Source organism: Rothia dentocariosa ATCC 17931, from assembly GCF_000164695.2.
Classification (GTDB): domain Bacteria; phylum Actinomycetota; class Actinomycetes; order Actinomycetales; family Micrococcaceae; genus Rothia; species Rothia dentocariosa.
In genome coordinates, this window is the sequence record NC_014643.1 from 1,423,458 (window position 1) to 1,442,386 (window position 18,929).

Annotated in this window: 19 protein-coding genes, 1 tRNA gene and 1 riboswitch; of the genes, 5 read left to right on the plus strand and 15 right to left on the minus strand. The window is 58.0% G+C overall.

Annotated features, from left to right (window positions below; all coding sequences use genetic code 11):
• Positions 1-7 precede the first annotated feature (7 nt).
• The 6 genes from HMPREF0733_RS06180 to HMPREF0733_RS06205 form a co-directional block, all read right to left on the minus strand.
• On the minus strand, positions 8-1,063 hold the full coding sequence (locus HMPREF0733_RS06180) for a ThiF family adenylyltransferase (RefSeq protein WP_013398514.1): 1,056 nt from the start codon (positions 1,061-1,063) through the stop codon (positions 8-10).
• Positions 1,054-1,809 carry a thiazole synthase gene (locus HMPREF0733_RS06185; RefSeq protein WP_013398515.1) on the minus strand — a complete coding sequence of 252 codons (756 nt, stop codon included), beginning with the start codon at positions 1,807-1,809 and terminating at the stop codon, positions 1,054-1,056. The genes HMPREF0733_RS06180 and HMPREF0733_RS06185 overlap by 10 nt, the downstream gene beginning before the upstream one ends.
• Positions 1,810-1,814: 5 nt before the next feature.
• Positions 1,815-2,012, minus strand: a complete 198-nt coding sequence (gene thiS / locus HMPREF0733_RS06190; protein ID WP_006888800.1) for a sulfur carrier protein ThiS — start codon at positions 2,010-2,012, stop codon at positions 1,815-1,817.
• Between the two features lie 58 nt (positions 2,013-2,070).
• Positions 2,071-3,126 (minus strand): glycine oxidase ThiO, encoded by a 1,056-nt coding sequence (gene thiO, locus HMPREF0733_RS06195; protein ID WP_013398516.1) that lies wholly within the window; start codon positions 3,124-3,126, stop codon positions 2,071-2,073.
• Between the two features lie 2 nt (positions 3,127-3,128).
• Positions 3,129-3,743: a thiamine phosphate synthase gene (locus tag HMPREF0733_RS06200; protein ID WP_013398517.1), complete on the minus strand. Its 615-nt coding sequence runs from the start codon at positions 3,741-3,743 to the stop codon at positions 3,129-3,131.
• A gap of 403 nt (positions 3,744-4,146) precedes the next feature.
• Positions 4,147-4,220 (minus strand) — tRNA-Gly (locus tag HMPREF0733_RS06205).
• Between the two features lie 141 nt (positions 4,221-4,361).
• Here HMPREF0733_RS06205 and dcd point away from each other — a divergent pair.
• A complete protein-coding gene (gene dcd / locus HMPREF0733_RS06210; protein ID WP_004005998.1) occupies positions 4,362-4,958 on the plus strand; it encodes a dCTP deaminase in 597 nt (198 codons plus the stop codon).
• A 33-nt stretch (positions 4,959-4,991) separates the two neighbouring features.
• Positions 4,992-6,221 carry a hypothetical protein gene (locus HMPREF0733_RS06215; RefSeq protein ID WP_244864658.1) on the plus strand — a complete coding sequence of 410 codons (1,230 nt, stop codon included), beginning with the start codon at positions 4,992-4,994 and terminating at the stop codon, positions 6,219-6,221.
• A gap of 85 nt (positions 6,222-6,306) precedes the next feature.
• On the opposite strand, the gene HMPREF0733_RS06220 is transcribed toward HMPREF0733_RS06215, so the two are convergent.
• Entirely contained in the window at positions 6,307-7,701 is a 1,395-nt protein-coding gene (locus tag HMPREF0733_RS06220) for an MFS transporter (protein WP_013398519.1), read from the minus strand.
• Positions 7,702-7,926: 225 nt separating this feature from the next.
• The gene (locus HMPREF0733_RS06225) at positions 7,927-8,160 is read right to left on the minus strand and encodes a DUF4235 domain-containing protein (protein WP_004006001.1); all 234 of its coding nucleotides are present in this window, start codon (positions 8,158-8,160) and stop codon (positions 7,927-7,929) included.
• Positions 8,161-8,459: 299 nt separating this feature from the next.
• Positions 8,460-8,562, plus strand: a riboswitch (TPP riboswitch).
• Positions 8,563-8,618: 56 nt separating this feature from the next.
• On the opposite strand from HMPREF0733_RS06225, the gene HMPREF0733_RS06230 reads away from it, so the two are divergent.
• From HMPREF0733_RS06230 to HMPREF0733_RS06240, 3 genes are all read left to right on the plus strand, one after another.
• On the plus strand, positions 8,619-9,218 hold the full coding sequence (locus HMPREF0733_RS06230; RefSeq protein ID WP_041321689.1) for an ECF transporter S component: 600 nt from the start codon (positions 8,619-8,621) through the stop codon (positions 9,216-9,218).
• Positions 9,219-9,307: 89 nt separating this feature from the next.
• Positions 9,308-10,966, plus strand: coding sequence for an ABC transporter ATP-binding protein (locus tag HMPREF0733_RS06235; protein ID WP_013398522.1), 1,659 nt, complete (start codon positions 9,308-9,310; stop codon positions 10,964-10,966).
• A gap of 3 nt (positions 10,967-10,969) precedes the next feature.
• The gene (locus HMPREF0733_RS06240) at positions 10,970-11,770 is read left to right on the plus strand and encodes an energy-coupling factor transporter transmembrane component T family protein (RefSeq protein WP_013398523.1); all 801 of its coding nucleotides are present in this window, start codon (positions 10,970-10,972) and stop codon (positions 11,768-11,770) included.
• A 90-nt stretch (positions 11,771-11,860) separates the two neighbouring features.
• Here HMPREF0733_RS06240 and HMPREF0733_RS06245 read toward each other — a convergent pair whose 3' ends face one another.
• From HMPREF0733_RS06245 to HMPREF0733_RS10750, 7 genes are all read right to left on the minus strand, one after another.
• Complete coding sequence (locus tag HMPREF0733_RS06245; RefSeq protein ID WP_041321690.1) at positions 11,861-12,760, minus strand: aminotransferase class IV; 900 nt, start codon at positions 12,758-12,760, stop codon at positions 11,861-11,863.
• Positions 12,761-12,777: 17 nt separating this feature from the next.
• Positions 12,778-13,203, minus strand: a complete 426-nt coding sequence (locus tag HMPREF0733_RS06250; protein ID WP_013398525.1) for a hypothetical protein — start codon at positions 13,201-13,203, stop codon at positions 12,778-12,780.
• A 162-nt stretch (positions 13,204-13,365) separates the two neighbouring features.
• Positions 13,366-14,637, minus strand: a complete 1,272-nt coding sequence (locus tag HMPREF0733_RS06255; protein ID WP_013398526.1) for a multidrug effflux MFS transporter — start codon at positions 14,635-14,637, stop codon at positions 13,366-13,368.
• A 257-nt stretch (positions 14,638-14,894) separates the two neighbouring features.
• Entirely contained in the window at positions 14,895-15,542 is a 648-nt protein-coding gene (locus HMPREF0733_RS06260; protein ID WP_013398527.1) for a nucleoside/nucleotide kinase family protein, read from the minus strand.
• Positions 15,543-15,545: 3 nt separating this feature from the next.
• A complete protein-coding gene (locus tag HMPREF0733_RS06265) occupies positions 15,546-16,025 on the minus strand; it encodes a low molecular weight protein-tyrosine-phosphatase (protein ID WP_238382403.1) in 480 nt (159 codons plus the stop codon).
• A gap of 165 nt (positions 16,026-16,190) precedes the next feature.
• Entirely contained in the window at positions 16,191-16,721 is a 531-nt protein-coding gene (locus HMPREF0733_RS06270; protein ID WP_013398529.1) for a DUF2247 family protein, read from the minus strand.
• Between the two features lie 129 nt (positions 16,722-16,850).
• On the minus strand, positions 16,851-18,929 hold the full coding sequence (locus HMPREF0733_RS10750; RefSeq protein ID WP_013398530.1) for a pentapeptide repeat-containing protein: 2,079 nt from the start codon (positions 18,927-18,929) through the stop codon (positions 16,851-16,853).

The following is an 18,929-nucleotide window of genomic DNA, read 5'->3' on the forward strand; positions in this document are numbered from 1 at the left end:
ATAAACGCTAAATTCCAACCAACGTTATACTGTATTCTTCCGCAACCGCATCCCAATTCTTTATAAACTTCGCTGCGCGTGCCCCGGACTTACAAAACACGCCCACGCATTCTCCGGCGAGCGGCTTCAACATGGCGCGCACCGCATCCTCGGTAGTCGCAGACAGCGGAAGGTGCAAAGAATCCGGGTACTTCACCTGGGTTTCGCGTTCGTCCTGTTCGCGCACATCCAGCAGAATCTTCGGCAGTTCATAGGCGCTCAAATCCGTCACGGGTGCCCGCTCAGGATCGGGGGAGAGCGCAAAATTCTGGAAGGTGCCGCTCAGCGCCTCGTATGTGAGCAGCTGCCCCTCAAGCGTGGGCAGCCCCGCCAGGAACTTGAGCGTTTCCGTCGCCATGAGTGAGCCAATCACCGCAGTGGTAGCGCCCAGCACCCCGGCCTCTGCGCAGGATTCCAGAGTCGCGGGAGTTGTAGGGAACAGGTCGCGCAGATGTGTTGACCCTGTGCGGAAGACGCTCACGCTGCCCTGATAACGCAGCACCGACCCCCACACCAGCGGAATACCGGTTATCTCGGCGGCATCGGCAATCAAATATTTAGTCGCAAACGTATCGGTACAATCGACAATCACCGCCGGGTTCTCCTCGGCGAGCAGGTCAAGAATCCAGGATGCCTCCAGGTATCGCCTATACACCGTCACCGTGAGCGCCGGGGCAATCTCACGGGCACGATGCGCGGCAACCTCAGCCTTCGCCCTGCCGCAATCGGCGATCCCGAACAACAGCTGGCGCTGCAGATTCGACAGTTCAATCACATCGTGATCAACGAGCGCAATCGACCCGACCCCGGCGGCGGCGAGCGCCTGCACCACGGGGCAGCCCAGGCCGCCCACACCGATAACGAGCACATGCGCATTGGCGACCGCCTGTTGGTCGAAACCGGGCAGACGATCCTGCCGCAATACGCGCTCAGCTTCGAGAGCCTGCGCCTGCGCGGGGTCCTTTGGCGCTAGAATCTGCGGTACGTCAGGCACCGAAGGGCGATCATGTGAGGTCACATCCATGACACCAGACCCTCCGCTGGGGAGGAAGCCTTCGCGTGCTCGCGCTGGGGAATCCTGCCTGCGTCTCGCGCCAGATAGCCTGCCTCAACAGCGGCTTTCATAGCTTGCGCCATCGCCACCGGATCCTGCGCACGGTTGACCGCCGAGGCCAGCAGCACGCCCGAGCAGCCGAGTTCCATAGCAAACGCGGCGTCCGAGGCGGTGCCAACCCCCGCATCCAGCAGCACCGGAACCGTGGCGCGGGAGCAAATCAGCTCAATATTGTGCGGGTTCAAAATGCCCAGCCCCGTGCCGATGGGTGAGCCGAGCGGCATGACCGCCGCGACTCCCACATCCTCTAAACGTTTGGCGATCACCGGGTCATCAGAGGTGTACGCCATGACCGTGAACCCTTCCGCCACCAGCGTTTCGCAGGCGGTCACGGTTTCGCACACATCCGGCAGCAGGGTATCTTCATCGCTAATCACCTCAACCTTAATCCACTGAGTCCCCAGGGCTTCGCGTGCGAGCCTAGCGGTGATAACGGTATCGCGCGCGGTGCGGCACCCCGCCGTATTAGGTAGAGGCGCAATATTTAGCCTGGTCAGAAGCGGAAAAATAGGGGTACCCGAGGCGTGCCTGCGCATCGCGACCGTGGTCATCTCGGTACCGGATGCGACCAAAGCTTTTTCGAGCAGGTCCATGCTGGTGGCGCCCCCGGAACCCATAATGAGCCGGGATGAGAACTCTTTCTCAGCAATAATCATGGCCTCTACCCGCCCTGAACTGCGGTCAGCGCATCGACCCTAGCGCCCTCGGGTACTTCGGTACTCGCCCACCGTGAACGCGGCACCACAGCACCATCGAGTGCGACAGCGACACCCTGATCGGTGCCCGCCTGCTGAAGAATCAGCGCCTCAAGATTCGGGGTAGAAATGTCTAATAGTTCGCCGTTATAGGTTATTTTCATGGATTATTCCTCTCGTTGTTAGTGCACAAACTGGCGGTATGTACTAGCAAATCGCGTATCAGTGCTCAAACCTCTTCGGTGAGCAGGGCGCGAACTCCGGCGGAATATCCTCGCCCAAAAACACCTCCGCACCGGCTTTCCCAGCGAGTGCCGCCAGTAAAATTCCGTGCCGAAAATACCCGTTTGAGATCAGCTGCCGCCGCCCGGTCGCCGTTATGCGATAGCCAAAGATCGGCAGATCATCCGGGGTTCCGGGTCGCACCCCCACATTCGACTCGATAAGCTCGCATTCCTCCACCGCAGGAACCACCCGAATCGCATCTTTGAGCAGCTGATACACGCCGTCCACACTGGGGCGTGTGCGCGTGTCCTCGCGGCTTGTCGCACCGATACACACCTCACCGCCAGGCCGTGGAATCACATAAACGGGCCGCCCGTTCACGAACCCGCGCACCACATGCTCCACCAGCGGATGCGGGGCCTGCAAACGCAGAATATCACCGTAAACCGGTCGCAGTGGATATTGCCCCGCCGCGCCCAAACCGGTGCACACAATATCCCCAAAATCCGGATCCGTCACACGCTCACGCACAAACTCGACCCCGCGCGCCCTCAACGCCTTCACGAGAGCCTGCAAAAACAGCCGAGGCGCCAGCTGATGATCGCCCTCAATCAACGCCGCACCCGCCAAATCCGGGGTAAGTGCAGGTTCCAGGGCGCGCGCCCGGCTCACGGGAATGGCCTCGGCACTGCGGTTGAGCGAATGGTAATACTCAGAAACATCGCGTAGATGCGCCGCGTCCGCACGGTCACCCGCCACCACCAACGTGCCGGTCGTATCGTAGCCGGTGGGCGCATCCGTTACCGCGGCGAGCCTGCGCATGAGCGAAGGGTACGCATTCGCGCTGGCGGTCATTAGTGGGAAAAGCGCATCCTGCTGAAACTGCACTTCGGCAATGGGCGCGAGCATCCCGCCCGCAAAATAGCTGGCACCCGTGCCGCGCTCGCCGGGGGTTGGGTCATAGACGCGCACCCGCTGGCCGTGTTCGGTAAGCTCAAAGGCGGTGGTCAGCCCAATAATTCCGCCGCCCACCACGGTAATAACTTCTGCCATGATTATGCTTGCAATTCCGGGTTTTCCACGAAGGCGCGTGCCATTGCAACCCCGGCAACCCCTGTTTCGCGGATGCTCGGGCAGTCCTGCGGCCAAATATCACCGATGGCGACTACCGGAACCTTCGAAAGCTCGGCAAGTTCACGCAGCCCTTCAACACCCAGTGGCGGGCGGTTTGAGGCTTTGGTCGGGGAGGGGCGGAACGGCCCAGCACCAATGTAATCGATCAGGTGCGCAACGGTGTTAGCGCGCTCAACAAGCTCGCGAGTGCCGGTCGTGAGCCCAATAATGGCGTGCTCACCCAGCAGACGGCGGGCATCGGCGACGGGCAGATCGTCTTGACCTATATGTACCCCGTCGATGCGCACCCCGCGAGCGCGCAGGGCAAGGGCAACATCCACCCGGTCATCGATCAGTATCTTCTGGTGGGGGAGTGCGATGCGCGCAATCTCTTCGGCAAGGGCATACAGGTCGTGGGCGCTGATGGGCTTGGAACGCACCTGTATGCAGGTAGCATGCCGTGCCCGCCGCACCGTTTCGACGGGGTTTTCGCCGGTGACCAGATACAGTGAAAGGTCTAAGGGTGTGGCGGTTTCGGCGGCGCTGTTGGTTGTCATGGGACCACGATTCGACTGTGAAAGTAGTGTTTCCTGCGTGCTCACGCGGGTGTTGCGGTGATTTTGCGACGATGCGGCACACGCAGATGTTTCCCACTCAGGCTAGCACACAACCTTTATCGTGGTTCTTGGCGGCGTTTTTATTGCTTTGACATGCTGCCTGAATCCGCGAGCAGGTAGTTTTTGACCGAAAAGGTAGGAAAATACTACCTGCTCGGGTCAAAAACTACCTGCTCGCGGGGCTAGCTGAGGAAAATAAAAAAGCCCTGGCAAATACCAGAGCATTTAAGAGCGGCTGACGGGCTGGAGGTAAAAAATCGTCCCTGATGGGGCGATTTTTTAGCGTAAGCGATTCCCGGAAGCCTAAAAAAGAGGTCTCCAGCCGTTAGGCTGGAGACACAAGTGGAGCGGCTGACGGGAATCGAACCCGCGTATCAGGCTTGGGAAGCGTGCGCTCTACCATTGAGCTACAGCCGCGCATCCGTGAACGGACTTAACCTAGTGTAGCGTGTGCTGCCTCGGTTCGCACACTTTGCCGCAGATTTTTATTTTTGACTTGTCGGCTGTTCTTTTTGAGCAATGGTGAAGTATGGAGTCTGGAGTCGGTATCCTTAGAGTGTGCTTATTTCAGACCGCGATATTCGACGAGAAATTGCTGACGGCCGTATCGTACTTGAGCCGTTTGACGATTCGATGATTCAGCCGGCGAGCGTCGATGTGCGCATCGACCGCTTTTTCCGTCTGTTTGACAACCATAAGTACCCGCATATTGACCCGTCGCAGGAGCAGGAGGAACTAACTCGTCTGGTGGAAGTTGCCCCCGACGAGCCTTTTATTCTGCATCCTGGCGAGTTCGTGCTCGGGTCCACCTACGAACAGGTGACCCTGCCTGCGGATGTGGCGGCTCGCCTGGAAGGTAAGTCTTCACTCGGGCGTTTGGGGCTTTTGACCCACTCAACCGCAGGGTTCATTGACCCCGGTTTTTCAGGGCACGTGACCCTGGAACTGTCTAATATGGCGACCCTGCCGGTCATGCTGTGGCCCGGGTCTAAGGTCGGTCAGCTGTGTTTCTTCCGGCTCACAAGCGAGACTGAGCATCCGTATGGTTCCGGCGCATACGGAAACCGCTACCAGGGGCAGCGCGGGCCGACCGCATCGCGCAGCTACCTGAACTTTCACCGTACAGAGATCCCCGTTGAGAAATCTGGCGACTAGTCGCCGTCCGCATGATTTTTTCAAGGAGATACCTTGTCGTTCAAGACAATGGCTTTGAGCCCTGCCGGTGCCGATCTGAAGGTTATTTTTGGTCCCGGTGTTCCCGATGCGCTGCGCGAGCAGATCGTACAGACCTGGGGGAGTCTATCCCCGCGCCTCTTCGATAGTGTGCATGATGCCCTTGAGGCAACCCAGTCTGTGGCGCACGCTATTGTGCTCACGGACGGGAGTGTGAATCTGTTTGACGAGCACCCCGACCTGGTGAACCCGTTCGGGATTCTGCAGATTCTTAATATTCAGAACGAGAAGCAGGCGTTGGAGACTCTGACGTCTAATCTGACGGTTGCTATGATTCAGCAGTTGGCGGGTAAGCGCACCATGCTGCACGCTGCCGCCATTGGCGACCCCGCTACGAAGCGCGCGCTGGTGCTGGTGGGTGCTTCGGGGCGGGGGAAGACGACTGCCGCGCAGTATCTGGGGAAGAAGTTCACCTATCTGACGGACGAAACCACGATCGTGGGCGCCGACCGTGAGATTTACCCCTACCCGAAGCCGCTGTCGCTGGTAGTCTCTGATGACGAGCCGAAGGAACAGCGCAACCCTGTGGATCTGGGTCTGAACGCGGCGGACTGTGAGGATACGAGCTATACAGCCGCTCGCGTCGTCATGGTGGGGCGCACCGATGAGCCCACGAAACCCTATCTTGAGCGTGTGAGCCTGGGGGATGCGCTCATGTCGATTGCCGAGCAGACCTCTGGCGTGGCGCTCAACCCCGAGGGTGTGCTCTCGATTATTCGCCTGTTTGAGCAGTGCGGCGGCGTATGGCGGCTGGTGTATTCCGAGGTTGAAGATATTGAGCCGCTCGTGCGTGAACTTCTCGCCGGGGATGCTGTGCTCCCGAACTCCGAGAGAGTGGACGAGTACGAGACCTTTGAGGTGCCCGACCGCTTGCCGAACGTATACCCTAACGGTACGCAGGTTCTTCAGCGCATGTTCGGTACCGTCGGGTACCTGGTGGATGGAGAAAGATTCCTGCTGCATCACGGAGATTCACTGGATGAGCTTTCCGCCTTCGCAGCAGAGTGCTGGATTAACGCCGCTCACGAGCTGACGGTGCGGGAGCACTACGAAGTCATGCGTGAGTTGTTTGAGGGGCTGCCCGAGGATGCGCATCGCCAGGTTGTTGAGCAGCTATCCGAAAGCGGCATACTCACAATGCGCACCGTAGATGATCCGCTGTATACCGAAGAAGACTCGAACTAAACAAACCCAATAAATACGCGAGCAGATAGCGGATTGCTATCTGCTCGCGGGTTAAGACTCGTAGGTCAAGGGGGCGAGTAAAGAACTACCGCTGCGCCGCCTTGGCCGCTTTCTTTTCGGCGCGGCGTGCCTTGCGCAGGTGAAGCGCTTGTGGCGATTCTAACGGCAGGGTCATGAGCAGGCCCGCCAACACCACGATCATAATGCCGACAATACCCCACACCTGGGCGTTGAAAATCGTGACAAACAGCCCGAACAGCATGGGTGCCAAGAAGCTGGTTGCACGCCCGGTCGTCGAATACAGCCCGAAGAGCTCACCTTCCGTACCGGGATCGGCGATGCGCGCCAAGAAGGTACGCGACGAGGACTGCGCGGGCCCCACGAAGAGGGCGAGAATGAGTGCGCAAATCCAGAAGGTCATGGGGTAGGGGAACAAGAGTAGGGGTACGGCTGCGATCAGGATGGCCACCAGCGAGAAAATAATAATCTTTTTGGGCCCCAGATAGTCATCCAGGTACCCGCCCAGCACCGCGCCTACGGCGGCAACACCGTTGGCGGCAACACCGAAAATAATGACATCCGAGGTGCTGAACCCGAAGGAACCAGCCGCCAGCACGCCGCCGAAGGTGAAGATACCGGCTAAACCATCGCGGAAGATAGCGCTGGCACACAGGAAATAAAGGGTTTGCGGTGCCGTGGTGCGCAGCCGCATAATGGTGCGCCACAGCTCCTTGTAGGCTGCAAAAAGACCGCCTTGGCGTGCCGGAGAAAGCCTGGCTAGGCCGCGTTCTAAGAACCTGAGTTCACCTGTGGGAAGGACCTCCGGAAGCACCCGTTCGCGGCGGCGCATCCGAATTAGCAAAGGCGTGCAGAAGATCAGGCACCACAGGGCGGAGAACAGTGCCACTGCGCGAATATTGAAGGCGTTATCGGTGCTCAGGTGCAGCCCGTTAGGCTCAAGTACGAAGCCCCACAACACGATAATTAGGGCCACTAGGCCGCCCACATACCCCGCCGACCAACCGATCCCCGAGATTTTACCGATATTATTCGGGGTTGAAATGCGTGGAAGTATAGCGTTGTAATTCACGACCGCAAATTCGCTGAATACGCTCGCCGCAGATACGAGAATCACGCCCAGCCACAGATGCGCTTCATCGGGAAATACGAAAAAACACAGTCCAGAGAACGCCACCAGAGAAAGCGTATTAACACCTAACCAGAAAATACCTTTACCGGATTTATCGGCGCGCTGGCCCGAAACCGGAGCGAAAAAGGCAATACAGAACCCGGCAATGGTCAATCCCAGTGACAGTGCCGCCGATGCATCCTCGGTTGAGCCGAAGTAAGAGCTGGTGAGGTAGACCGTAAAAATGAAGGTCATCATGATGGTGTCGAAGCTCGACGAGCCGACATCCCACAGCACCCAAGATGCAACCGAACGGCGGCTGGTACTGTGGTCGGGAATGCGTCTAGTCATAACGGATGTGTTCACTTTCGTGTAAGACGCAGCTAGGCGCCCTCAATCTGGTGCTGGTCTTGTAGCTTACCCCGGCGGCACTGCCGTAGGCATCGCCTCCCAGCGTGCCGAGTGCCTTATTCTCTTCTGAACAGGCAGACTATTCAGCACATCGGAAAGGATGCGCACACCGCTGCAGCGTGAAGGCTGCGGGGGCGGCGCATCCACCCAAAATACACCGTGAAATTATGAGAAGAAACGGCGCTGTGCGCGGGCAATACCGACGCTTACCAGAGCACCCACCACGGAGGTGATGACGGTCCACACAATAACATTGCGCAGAGTGTCTTCGGATTCGGGGCCGATGGTAGGAGGTTCGTTACCGGTCACACGTTTCCACGCTGCGCCAAGACCTTTGCTTGTCAGGGCGGCGGCGGCCATATTGGCACCGGTGATAGCAATCTTTGCTACGGGGTTCATATCTTCTCCTCAAAAATCAGAAGTGACTATCCCTAGCCTATCGGCTTTGCGGCTCAGATGCAGAGAACATGACCTGTTTTAACGCGCGCATACACGAAAAATCGGGGTAAAAACTCTAGAACGTGAGAAAAAGCACAGTATTGCGGGTCTGAAAGGCGTATACCAGCGGCAAATCAAGGAATCATATTACCGACCTGCCACACGTTCTTGTCATAAACCGATTCAAAAACTCAACGAACTCACAGAAAACGACTCATACAGCATAGAATGTAAACGTTTATAGGCTTCGAGCTCTCGAAGCAACACGACAGGGGAGCGCCGCAGACGGGCGCTGAGAGTGCAACGCAGACCCTCGAACCTGATCCGGTTAGTACCGGCGTAGGGAGTCGAAATATGTTTTCTCAACACCCCACCCGCAACGGGTGTGGATGTTCCCCTTCCAATCATGGGAGGAAAATATGTCTCAAAAATCTCGCCTCAGCTGGCGGGTCAATGAAATCGTCATCGTCTCTGTGGTCGCCGCCGCCTGCGCGGTAATCTTCTGGATCTGGGATATTGCCGTAGACCCCGCCACTAAAACGCTCTTCGCGGCGGTTCCCGAATACCGACCCATCGTCGCCGGTATGTGGCTGCTCGCCGGTGTGCTCGGCGGGTACCTTATCCGCAAACCCGGCGCCGCGCTCTACTGCGAAATCGTCGCCGCCGTCATCTCCGTATTCCTCACCGGAGGCGCCTGGAGCCAATCAATCCTCATCGCCGGATTCTTCCAGGGAATTGGCGCCGAGATCGCCTTCGCCGTACTCGGGTACCGCGTCTGGAACCTCAGCACAGCAGCCTTCGCGGGCGCACTGAGCGGGCTCTTCATGGGCGTCAACGAAATCATCATCTACTACCCAGACATGGAAATCTTCAAAGCCGTCATCTACGTGGTATGCGCGGTCGTCTCAGGAATTGTGCTCGCCGGGGTACTCTCCTGGGGACTCACGAAAGCGCTCGCTAAAACCGGGGTACTCGCCTCGCTAGCCTCCGGCGTGCAGGCACGTACCGCACGCGGATAACGGGCAGGCGGCGTATGTCACAGCCTATCTCAACGCTCAAACCCTCAAACACGGAACATCCTGAACCATCCGCAACCCAGGGTGCAACCATGACCGAACCCCACAGTACCGCCCCCGATGCGCCCGCCCGCGGTGCCGCAATCGACCTTCACAACTTCGGTTGGCACCACCCCGGGCGCGAAAAACCAGCGTTCTCGAACGTGAACCTGCGCATCGAACCCGGGCAGAAAGTACTGCTGCTGGGGCCCTCCGGCGCAGGAAAATCAACGCTCCTGCACGCTATCGCCGGGGTGCTGCACGATCACGACGGGCAGAGCCAAAGCGGCAGCGCGCGCATCGACGGCGTAGACCCCGAAGACGCACGCGGACTCATCGGGCTCATGCAGCAAGACCCAGAATCATCGGTCGTACTCGCCCGCGTGGGCGATGACGTAGCCTTCGGCCCCGAAAACCTCGCGGTCGCACGCGAAGAAATCTGGGCGCGCGTTGATGATGCGCTCGCCGCCGTCGGGCTCGACTACCTGCCGCATGAGCATCCCACGAATGCGCTTTCGGGAGGGCAGAAACAACGCCTGGGGCTCGCCGGAATCCTGGCGATGCACCCGCGCGCCATTCTGCTTGACGAACCCACCGCGAACCTCGACCCCGAGGGCGTTCAACAGGTGCGCGATGCCGTGGTGCAGGCGGTCACGGCAACCGGTGCCACCCTGATCGTCGTCGAACACCGGGTGGGCGTGTGGGCGCAGCATATGGACCGCGTTATCGTGCTCGGTGCCGATGGAGGCATCACCCACGACGGCGCGCCCGAAACCGTGCTCGCCCAAGCCCGCGAAACCCTCATCGCCAACGGTGTGTGGGTGCCCGGGTATGTTCCCGAACCCGCCGCCGCTGCGGCACCGAGCGGGCGCATACTCCTAAGCGCCGAAAACCTTGCGATTACGCGGGAATTTCCGAGCAAAAAACAGTTACGGGCACGCCGGCGACAGCTCAAAACCATGCCGGAACCCGCATCCGTACCCCTGGATATTCCCGCCCTGCGCGGGGGCATTAACCTGAGCATTCGAGAAGGCGAGCACCTGAGCATTCTCGGCCCCAACGGCGCCGGAAAATCAACCCTCGCACTCACTCTCGCCGGGCTCCTCTACGCCCCCAACGGAACCCTGCACGCGCACGAAGCACTGCGCGAGTTCGACCAAAACCCAACGGCAGAAAGCTCCCTCACCCGCGAGAAAACAGCCGCCAGCTGGGATATTCCCTCCTGGAGTCCCGCCCAGCTGCTGGGGCGCATCGGCTACGTTTTCCAAGAACCCGAATACCAATTCGTGCGCGGCAGCGTGCGCGAAGAACTCGAACTCGGGCCACGCCGCCTCGCCGCCCTGCGCCGCGAAAAAATTGATGATGATGCGCTCGCCGTCGCCACCGCATCCCTCGCCGAACGCTTGCGTTTAGAAGGGCTTTTAGATGCCAACCCGTTCACGCTTTCGGGCGGGCAAAAACGCCGGCTGTCGGTTGCATCCGCTTTGGCGACGGCGCCGCGCGTGCTGATTCTTGACGAACCGACTTTCGGACAGGATGCGAGCACCTGGGGCGAACTGGTGCGCCTGATTCGTGGGCTTCTTGCTGAGGGGGTTGCGGTGATCTCGGTGACTCACGATCTCGAATTTACGGCGGCTTTGGGCGGGCGGAGCATCACGCTTGAAAGCTTGCCGCATGAGCCCGCAGACCGGAGTCTTCAGGAAGGGAAGTAGCGCATGAATACCGATTTTTTCGGGCCGAGTGCCGAGCGCAACAGCTGGTTTGGCGGGCTTAACGCGGGCGTCAAATTAGTGGTTGCGGGCGTGCTGGTTCTTGCGGCAATCCTCATTCAAGACCCGGTAACTGCAGCTATCATCTTTGGGCTGGAGCTGCTGGGGTTTATTGCGGTCGGGTTTCGGCCGGTAAACCTGCTGGCGCGCAGCTGGCCTATCCTGATCGCGGTGCTGAGCACCGGCTGGAGTGTGGCGATTCTGGTCAATAAAACCGGTGCCGTCCTGCTCGATTTTGGGCTGAATACCATCACGGAAGGGTCGCTCGCGGCGGCGTTTTCGATGATGATTCGTTCCCTGGCGATGATTCTGCCGACCTTCGCGTTTGTACTCTCAACAGACCCAACCGACCTGGGTGATTCGCTTGCCCAAACTTTCCGCCTGCCCGCCCGTTTCGTGCTTGCCGCGTTGGCGGCGTTACGCCTTGTCGGCATCCTATTTGGGGAGTGGAATACGCTGGGGCAGGCACGGCGTGCACGTGGGCTGGGCGCGGGTCAGGGCCCGCTCGGGCGCATCAAAACCGGTGCCGGGCAGGCCTTCGCGCTCATGGTACAGGCAATTCGCCGTGGTTCGCGCCTTGCGGTCACAATGGAGGCGCGCGGTTTCGGCACCGGCAAACGCTCCTGGGCACGCGTGCCCGCCTATTCCCGGCGTGATGCGTATGTTGCGGTTGCCGCCGCCGTGATCGTTGCGTGCGCTTACGGGGTTTCGCTGGGACTAGGAACCTTGCGTTTCTTGTGGCAGTAGCCGCACCGAAGCTGCCGCCAGGTACTCGGGTCTGAAAACCGGGGTAAAGGCGCGGCGCAAGTATCAGCCTTGCGCTGTTAACCCTGTACCTTAGCCCTGTGCCAGGTATTCCAAGAACCGGTGCGTGAGCTGCGCATCGTGCGCTAACGCCGTACCGTTCAGATGCGTGACGGGGGCGAGCAGACGCACCGAGGAGGCGAGCCAAACCCCATCTGACTCGAAAAGATCCTGCGGGTATAGCGGACCGTAACCCAGTTCCCAGCCGTCGCGCCGCGCCGCCTCAAAAATAGCGCCCTGCGTGGTACCGGGCAGGATTCCGTGGTTCGGTTCGGGGGTGTACAGCGTCTTTACACCGTTTTCGATACGCGCCATCAACACCGACGAGGTTGCCCCCTCCAGAATGCGGCGGTTGTCGGTCATAAAAATCGCGTCATCCGCACCCCGGCTGTGCACATACCGCAAAACCGCCATATTGACCGCATATGAGAGGGTTTTCGCGCCCGCCAACAGCCACGGGTATGCGGTGTTGTCGGCGGGGTCGTGCCCGCGTGGCAACAGCATGGCCTTCACGCCGTTCTGCCGCTGATTCACGGTAGTTTCGGGTACCGGGGATGCGATGAGCAGGGTGTATGGTCCGGCGGGCATTCCCGCAGAGGCACGTGGCAGCCCGCGCGAGATAATGATTTTGACAATATGCTCTTCGCCAAGTTCCGTGTGAGCGCCGGGTACGGCCTGGGCGAGAAGGTTTGCCAGCGCATCCCGAAGCTGGCGTAGGTCGGGTTCGGGCAGGTCGAGCATACGCGCCGAAGATTCGAGTCGGGCGAGATGCATATCAAGTTTTCGCACACGCCGATCGACGGCGAGCATGGTCTCAAAAACGCCGTCGCCACGGGTAAATCCTTGGTCTTCCACGCCGATAAGCGGTTGGGTGGGGTCTACGAAAACGCCTTGCGGGTTCTCTGAATTTAGGAGCATTACGGAACTAGTCATGTTTCCAGTGTAGTGGCTCACGTGCCCTCACAGCAGTGCACGCCGAGCGGGCCCAGCTCCCAGGTGGCGCTTTCGGCGATAAAGTATATGTCTGCCTCGGCGATGTCCTCGAAGGTTTCGGGGTTGTCGTTGTCCCCCTCGATGTCGAGCCCGATTTTGCCGTCCCGTTCGAGAACATGAACTCCGCTGCATATGCTGATGAACGGGCCTTGCACCCGGTAGTCCGAAATATCTTCCAGGGTTACGGTGACGTACCGCCAGACGTCGTCGGTAGCGGCCTTCTCCCAGCCGCCGTCTACATGGTTCCGGTCCACCGCGCAGAATCGCAGACGAACAGCTGTTCCCTTTGCATAGGTTATGGTGATCGAATCCAGCCAGCAGTCGTAGAAGTGGTTGAACCGTTTGATGATCTCTGCACTTGTGAGGTTTTCGTTAGTGCTCACGGTCAGCCTCCTTAAAATCTTAGGATTTATCAGGATACCAGCAGCTAGGGTGATTACGAGGAGAAGCGGATTTTCGCTCGAAAAGGTGATATTTTCTCATCTTCTCGGCAAAACCCGCTTCTCACGCATCAGCGTGTTAACACGTGCAATGTAAGGAGAGGGCTAGTGCCCGCCCGCGCCGCCGTCTGCCGCGTAGTCGGAGTCTTTGCGCGGGGTTGAAAAGAGTGTGATCCCGGTCAGTACCGCAAACCCCAGAATTGAGAACGCCATCGGCAGGTAGGCGCCCTCACCGCCGAGGGACACCAGAGGGGCTGCAACCCCGCCCAGAAGCGCCTGAATAGTGCCCATGACGGCGGATGCGCTGCCCGCCATGTGGCGTGCCTCGTTCAGTGCCAGGGCCGAGGCGTTACCGAAGATCAGGCCCACCGAGCAGGTGAGGCAGAACAGCAGAACCAGGGTGGGCCACAGCGAAATCCCGATGAGGAACGAACCGGTGAGCAGCACCGAAACAACCAGCAGAGCGCTCACACCAACATTCACGATGGTGCGCTGGGCGACCTTCCCCACCAGGGCGGTCGCCAGCGAGCTCATGGCCACAATGCCCAGGGAGTTCACGCCGAACGCGAGAGTGTACTGCCCGGCGTCAAGCCCCAGGATTTTCTGCAGCACAAAGGTTGAGCCCGAAATGTACGAGAAGAGCGCCCCGAACGCGAAGCACATGGTCAGTGAGAACCCCATGTACCGGCGGATCCTGAACACTTTCGGAATCTCGGAGTACACGCTCAGCGCGGTGCCTTGGTAGCGTTTTTCGGCGGGCAGGGTTTCACGCAGAATAAAGATGACGGCGAGCATAAGGGCACCGGTAATAACAGTCAGCACGTTAAACACTGAACGCCACGTACCCCATGAGAGCACCCACCCGCCGAAGAGCGGCGCCAGCACGGGGGCGAACCCGTTAATCATCATCATGATGCCCATGAGCTTGGCGGTGGTCAGCCCCTTCGTGGTGTCGGCGACGATGGAGCGGGCCAGCACCGCGCCAACTGAGCCGCTGAAGCCCATCAGAAAACGTGCCGCGATGAACACCTCAATGGTGGGGGAGAAGGCGCATAGTGCCGTGGCGGCGAAGCACACGGCTGAGCCGATCAGCAGCGGGGTGCGGCGCCCGGTTTTGTCGGAGAGCGGGCCGATTATAAGCTGCCCGAGCGCCATGCCTATCATGAAGGCGCTGAGGGTCATAGATGCGGCGGCATCGGTGGTGTTGAGCTCGCGGGCAACCGTAGGCAGCGAGGCCAGGTACATGTCGATACCCAGCGGAGCGATAGCGGTCAGCGCGGCAAGGGTGACGATAACGGGGGCAGGAATGCCGAAGGAAACTTTAACGTGATCAGGGTGCTCATGACCCTGCTGAGAGGTAGTCTGTGACGAAGACACGGGTAGAGTGCTTTCTAGGTTTATGAACGCGTAACGGCGCCGAATACACCCGGCTGGAAACGCAACTTTTCTAGTCTAGCGGATGCGCGCATCCGGCGTAAGTGGCGTGGGTGCTAAACTTTTTTGCCGCCGCTGGGCACATAAAACGAGCCTTGATTGCGAGTAAAGCGGGATTTATAACTCTTCATTCACGAACAAGGTTCTTTATATCGGGGGAGGGTAAACACGGGTACAGCAAACGGCAGGGTAGAGGGCTACTACGCCGTGCGGTAGATGATGTCCGCCTGCGCATACGTGGCGGAGTAGGTGGCGAAGAGGGCTTCTTCCTGCGCCGCCCAGCGTTCCCAGTGCGGGCGGTAGGTCTCACCGTCGCGGTCTATTGCCCGCCTGTAGCGCAGTTCGTCGGGTGCCTTCACCACGATGCGAACATCGCAGGTACCGGCGATCGCCCCCACGCCCTCACAAATGATGACGGTCTCCTGGGCGGGGTCTATCGTGCGTTCGGGGCCGGGCGCATCCGCGTGCCAGTCCCATTCCCGGTAGCTGGCGGGCTTGCCTTTGCGCAAGTTCCGCGAGATTTTCCGCCAGGTTTTGGTGCCTTCTTCCAGCCCACCCCAGCCGGGGTAGATGGAGTCGAGGTTGAGCACGCGCACACCAATTCCTTCGGCAGATAAGGACTGCTCTAGGAGCTCGGAGAGCCTGGTTTTACCGCTTCCGCTGCGCCCGTCGATACCGATGATCATCGGTAATGCGGCGTCGTTGAGGGCGTTGGTATCGAGTGGCATTCTGTCTTCGTCGGTGAGCGGCAGGGTGAGTTCGCGGTATGTTTTTAGGCAGAATTCTAAGATTTCCGCAACGTCGTTGGTTTCGTAGCTGTTGCCGAAACCTATGCTCCATACACCCATGCGCTAGTTTTCCTGCGGGGTCGCGCTTAGCTCGGCGATCAGCGCCCGCGCCGCAGTGTCGATAAGCTCGGTCGTGTACTCGAAGTCGCGCATCTGCCCATACCAGGGGTCGTAGATGCCCAGCTCGTCCAGGTTTTTGCCCGCCATTGCGGGGTCGAAGGAGCGCATCATACGGATTTTGGCTTTGTCGTCTTCGGTGCGCGCAAGCTGTTTGAGGTGCAGGTAGTGCGGGGTGTCCATCGCCAGAATCAGGTCGTAGCGGTCGAAGTCTTCGGCAACGAATCTGGATGCGCGGTGCCCGCTGGGGTCGATGCCGCGCGCGGTGAGTATGCGCCCGGCGCGGGTGTCGATGGGGTTGCCGATCTCGTAGTCCGTGATGGCGGAGGAGGCGACCTCAACCTCAAGCCCCGCCTGGCGCGCGTGCTCACGAATCAGGTACTCGCCCACGGGGGAGCGGCAAATATTTCCGGTGCAGACAGTCATGATGCGGTACATGGTTTTAAGTGTATGCCAGCGGCACCGGAAAGGCAGCGGTATTAGGGCTGCCTGCCGAAGAGTCGTTTCTATTCAGAAGAGTTTTTGCATTCAGAAGAGCTTACCGCTTCTGAATGCAAAAACTCTTCCAGATAGGCAGGCAAGTTTTGGCTGTTACCCCTCAAAGCGGGTTTTAGCCTCGCGCAAGTACGCCTCCCACAGAGCATAGAGTCTGTCGATGTTCTCTTGGTGAGTGTACGTTGAAGGGTCATAGTCGGTCGGGGGCATGTATCGCACGAATGGGGTCACGTCCTCGGGGTAGCCAAAATCGGCGTGAAGAATTTCTACCTCGCCCAGCGGGTCGTCAAAGTTCTTGCGGTGCTCATACACATGTTTGAGCAGCAGGTACAGCCAGAGCGCGTGGCGGGGGTCGGTGCTTCCGGGGTCGGGGTTGGTGAGTTCAGGGGGGCCTTCGTGCCGCGCGAGTTCGGCCAGAATACCATCAACCCGGTAAGTGTGGTCGGGTTTGCACTGGTAGAGCTCGTATTCCAGGTCGCTGGAGTCTTCCTTCAGCCGGTCGGAGGCATACCGCAGAATATCTGCGCGGCTGATGTACCCCTGCGCGAGCCCCCAGCGTAGCCCCTGCCAGGTGAGGGCACTCTTCCTGATGCCTTCATAGCCTATGTAATACGTGCCCAGCAGCATAGCGATTGTATCCTATCTCCATAGCCCCGCGAATAACGCAGCTTGGGGCGTATTGTGTGCTCCTTGGGGATAGGTGATACGACTTAATCTGCATTATTCAAGGTAGTTTTACTCGTCGGCAAGATCCTCTTAGTTAGAAGGATCGTCAGGGTCGAAGAGTTCTGTGTCTTTAGGAATAATGAACTTAATGCCGTTATGCTCTTGTTCTTCGGTTTCGATTTTATAAGGACTTTCTGGGTCAGCCTCGAAATTGTAGTCTGTTGGATTAACCCTGCAGGAGAACTTCGCCTCATAGGTTTCATAGTCGCAATCATCTGCTAGGAAAGTAAATGCGAATATTGGATCGCCATGGAAGGTGGTTCCGGAGAAGCTGGCGCCCCGGGTGAAAATGGCCTCAGTGAAGTCAACGCGCTCAGCGAAGGTCGCACAGGAGAAGAAAACGTACCCATCAAAGATGGATTCAGAGAAATCAAAGGTCGCCATGGAGAGCTCAGTGTACACGGTTCCGCATAAGTCATCATTATTCACGGTGAAACTAGCCTTGGAGAAGTCAGTGTTCCCGATGAATTGCGCCTCGGAGAAATCAGCGCCCTGGATGAAGGTAGCTCCAGAGAAATCAAAGGTCGCCCCGGAGAAGTCAAATTCTGCCCCGGTGAAATCAGCGTTCCCGGTGAAGATCGCGTTGGAGAAGTTAGCGCCTTGAGTAAAGGTAGCCCCGACGAAGATAGCGTGTTGGATGAATTTAACCTCGGAGAAGTTAAAGTCTGCCTCGGTGAAATCAGCGTTCCCGGTGAAGATCGCGTTGGAGAAGTTAGCGCCTTGAGTAAAGGTAGCCCCGACGAAGATAGCGTGTTGGATGAATTTAACCTCGGAGAAGTCAAAGGGCGTTTTGGGAAAGTTATAGAATGTTTTGGGGAAGTCAGCGCTTTGAGTAAAGGTAGCCCCAAGAAAGATAGCATTCCTGGTGAATTTCGCCTCGGTGAAGTCAGCACCCTGAGTGAAGGTGGCCTCAGTAAAGTTGGCGCGTTCGGCGAAGGTCGCCCTGGAGAAACCAACCCCGGTGAAATTCGCCTCGGTGAAGTCAGCACCCTGAGTGAAGGTGGCCTCAGTAAAGTTGGCGCGTTCGGCGAAGGTCGCCCTGGAGAAACCAACCCCGGTGAAATTCGCCTTGGAGAAATCAGTATCCCGGGTGAAATTCGCCTTGGAGAAGTTAGCAATCTGGGCGAAATTTGTTCCGCAGAACTCGGCGTACCCGGAGAAAGTTGCCCCAGAGAATTGTAATGAAGCACCAAAATAACTGTAGGTAAAATCAATAGGATAGAAGAAATGGGCGTTTGAGAAATCGTAGTCAAATTTTGACCAAGGATCTTGTGTGCCGATTCCTTGTAGTCGTTCGCGTATTTCTTTGATGATGCTTTGTCGTATCTGACGTTCTTCTTCTAATGCAGCTTTATCTCGGGAAAAAGCTATTTTATTGGCATCGAACTTTTCTTTATCTCCGCCAAAATCTTTTTGTAGGTCTTTTGCGTAGGGTTTATCTAGTTGCTCAGCGCGTTCTGTAAGAAGGAAAGGTGAGCGGATATAGGCGCACAGGTTGTTAATAATGACTTGACCTTCTTTGCGACGTTCCTCAATATCGGGGATGGTCTTTTCATCTGCTAGCCATTCATCAACTAACCCTACGAGAGTATAGACACCGCCAAGGCGGATAGAAGCTTTATCGTTGGAAAGCTGTTCAATCGCTGTTGCGTATCGACTACGCCGTTCGGCATGTACCTGTCGTATATAATCCTGCTCACTTTTGGCTTTATCAGCCTCGATTTTTTCGCGTTCTTTTGCAATGTTTTCGGTAAATTGACGAGCTTGTTCGTCGAGCATCTTTGCCTGGTGACTTTGTGATGCCTGATAGTTCTGAATATCGGCGTCCGCTTTTATTCTGTCTGTTGTGTTTTTACGGTGTGTTTCCACGAGCCCCAGAACAGCAATAGTGCCACCGGTGACATAGAGGATATGAAGGCGAAGATTCGCGTCGGTTTCACCAGTTAAACCTGTAACGTAGAGTAACCAAGGTCCAAAAATTGCCAGAGCACCACCACTAACTGCGAGCCAAACTAATAATCGTACAAAATGCTTACTAACAAATTTCTCAGTTTTACCAATAGGATTAGTGGCGTTGGTTTCTTCGTGTTCTCTTGGTTTTTCTATCAT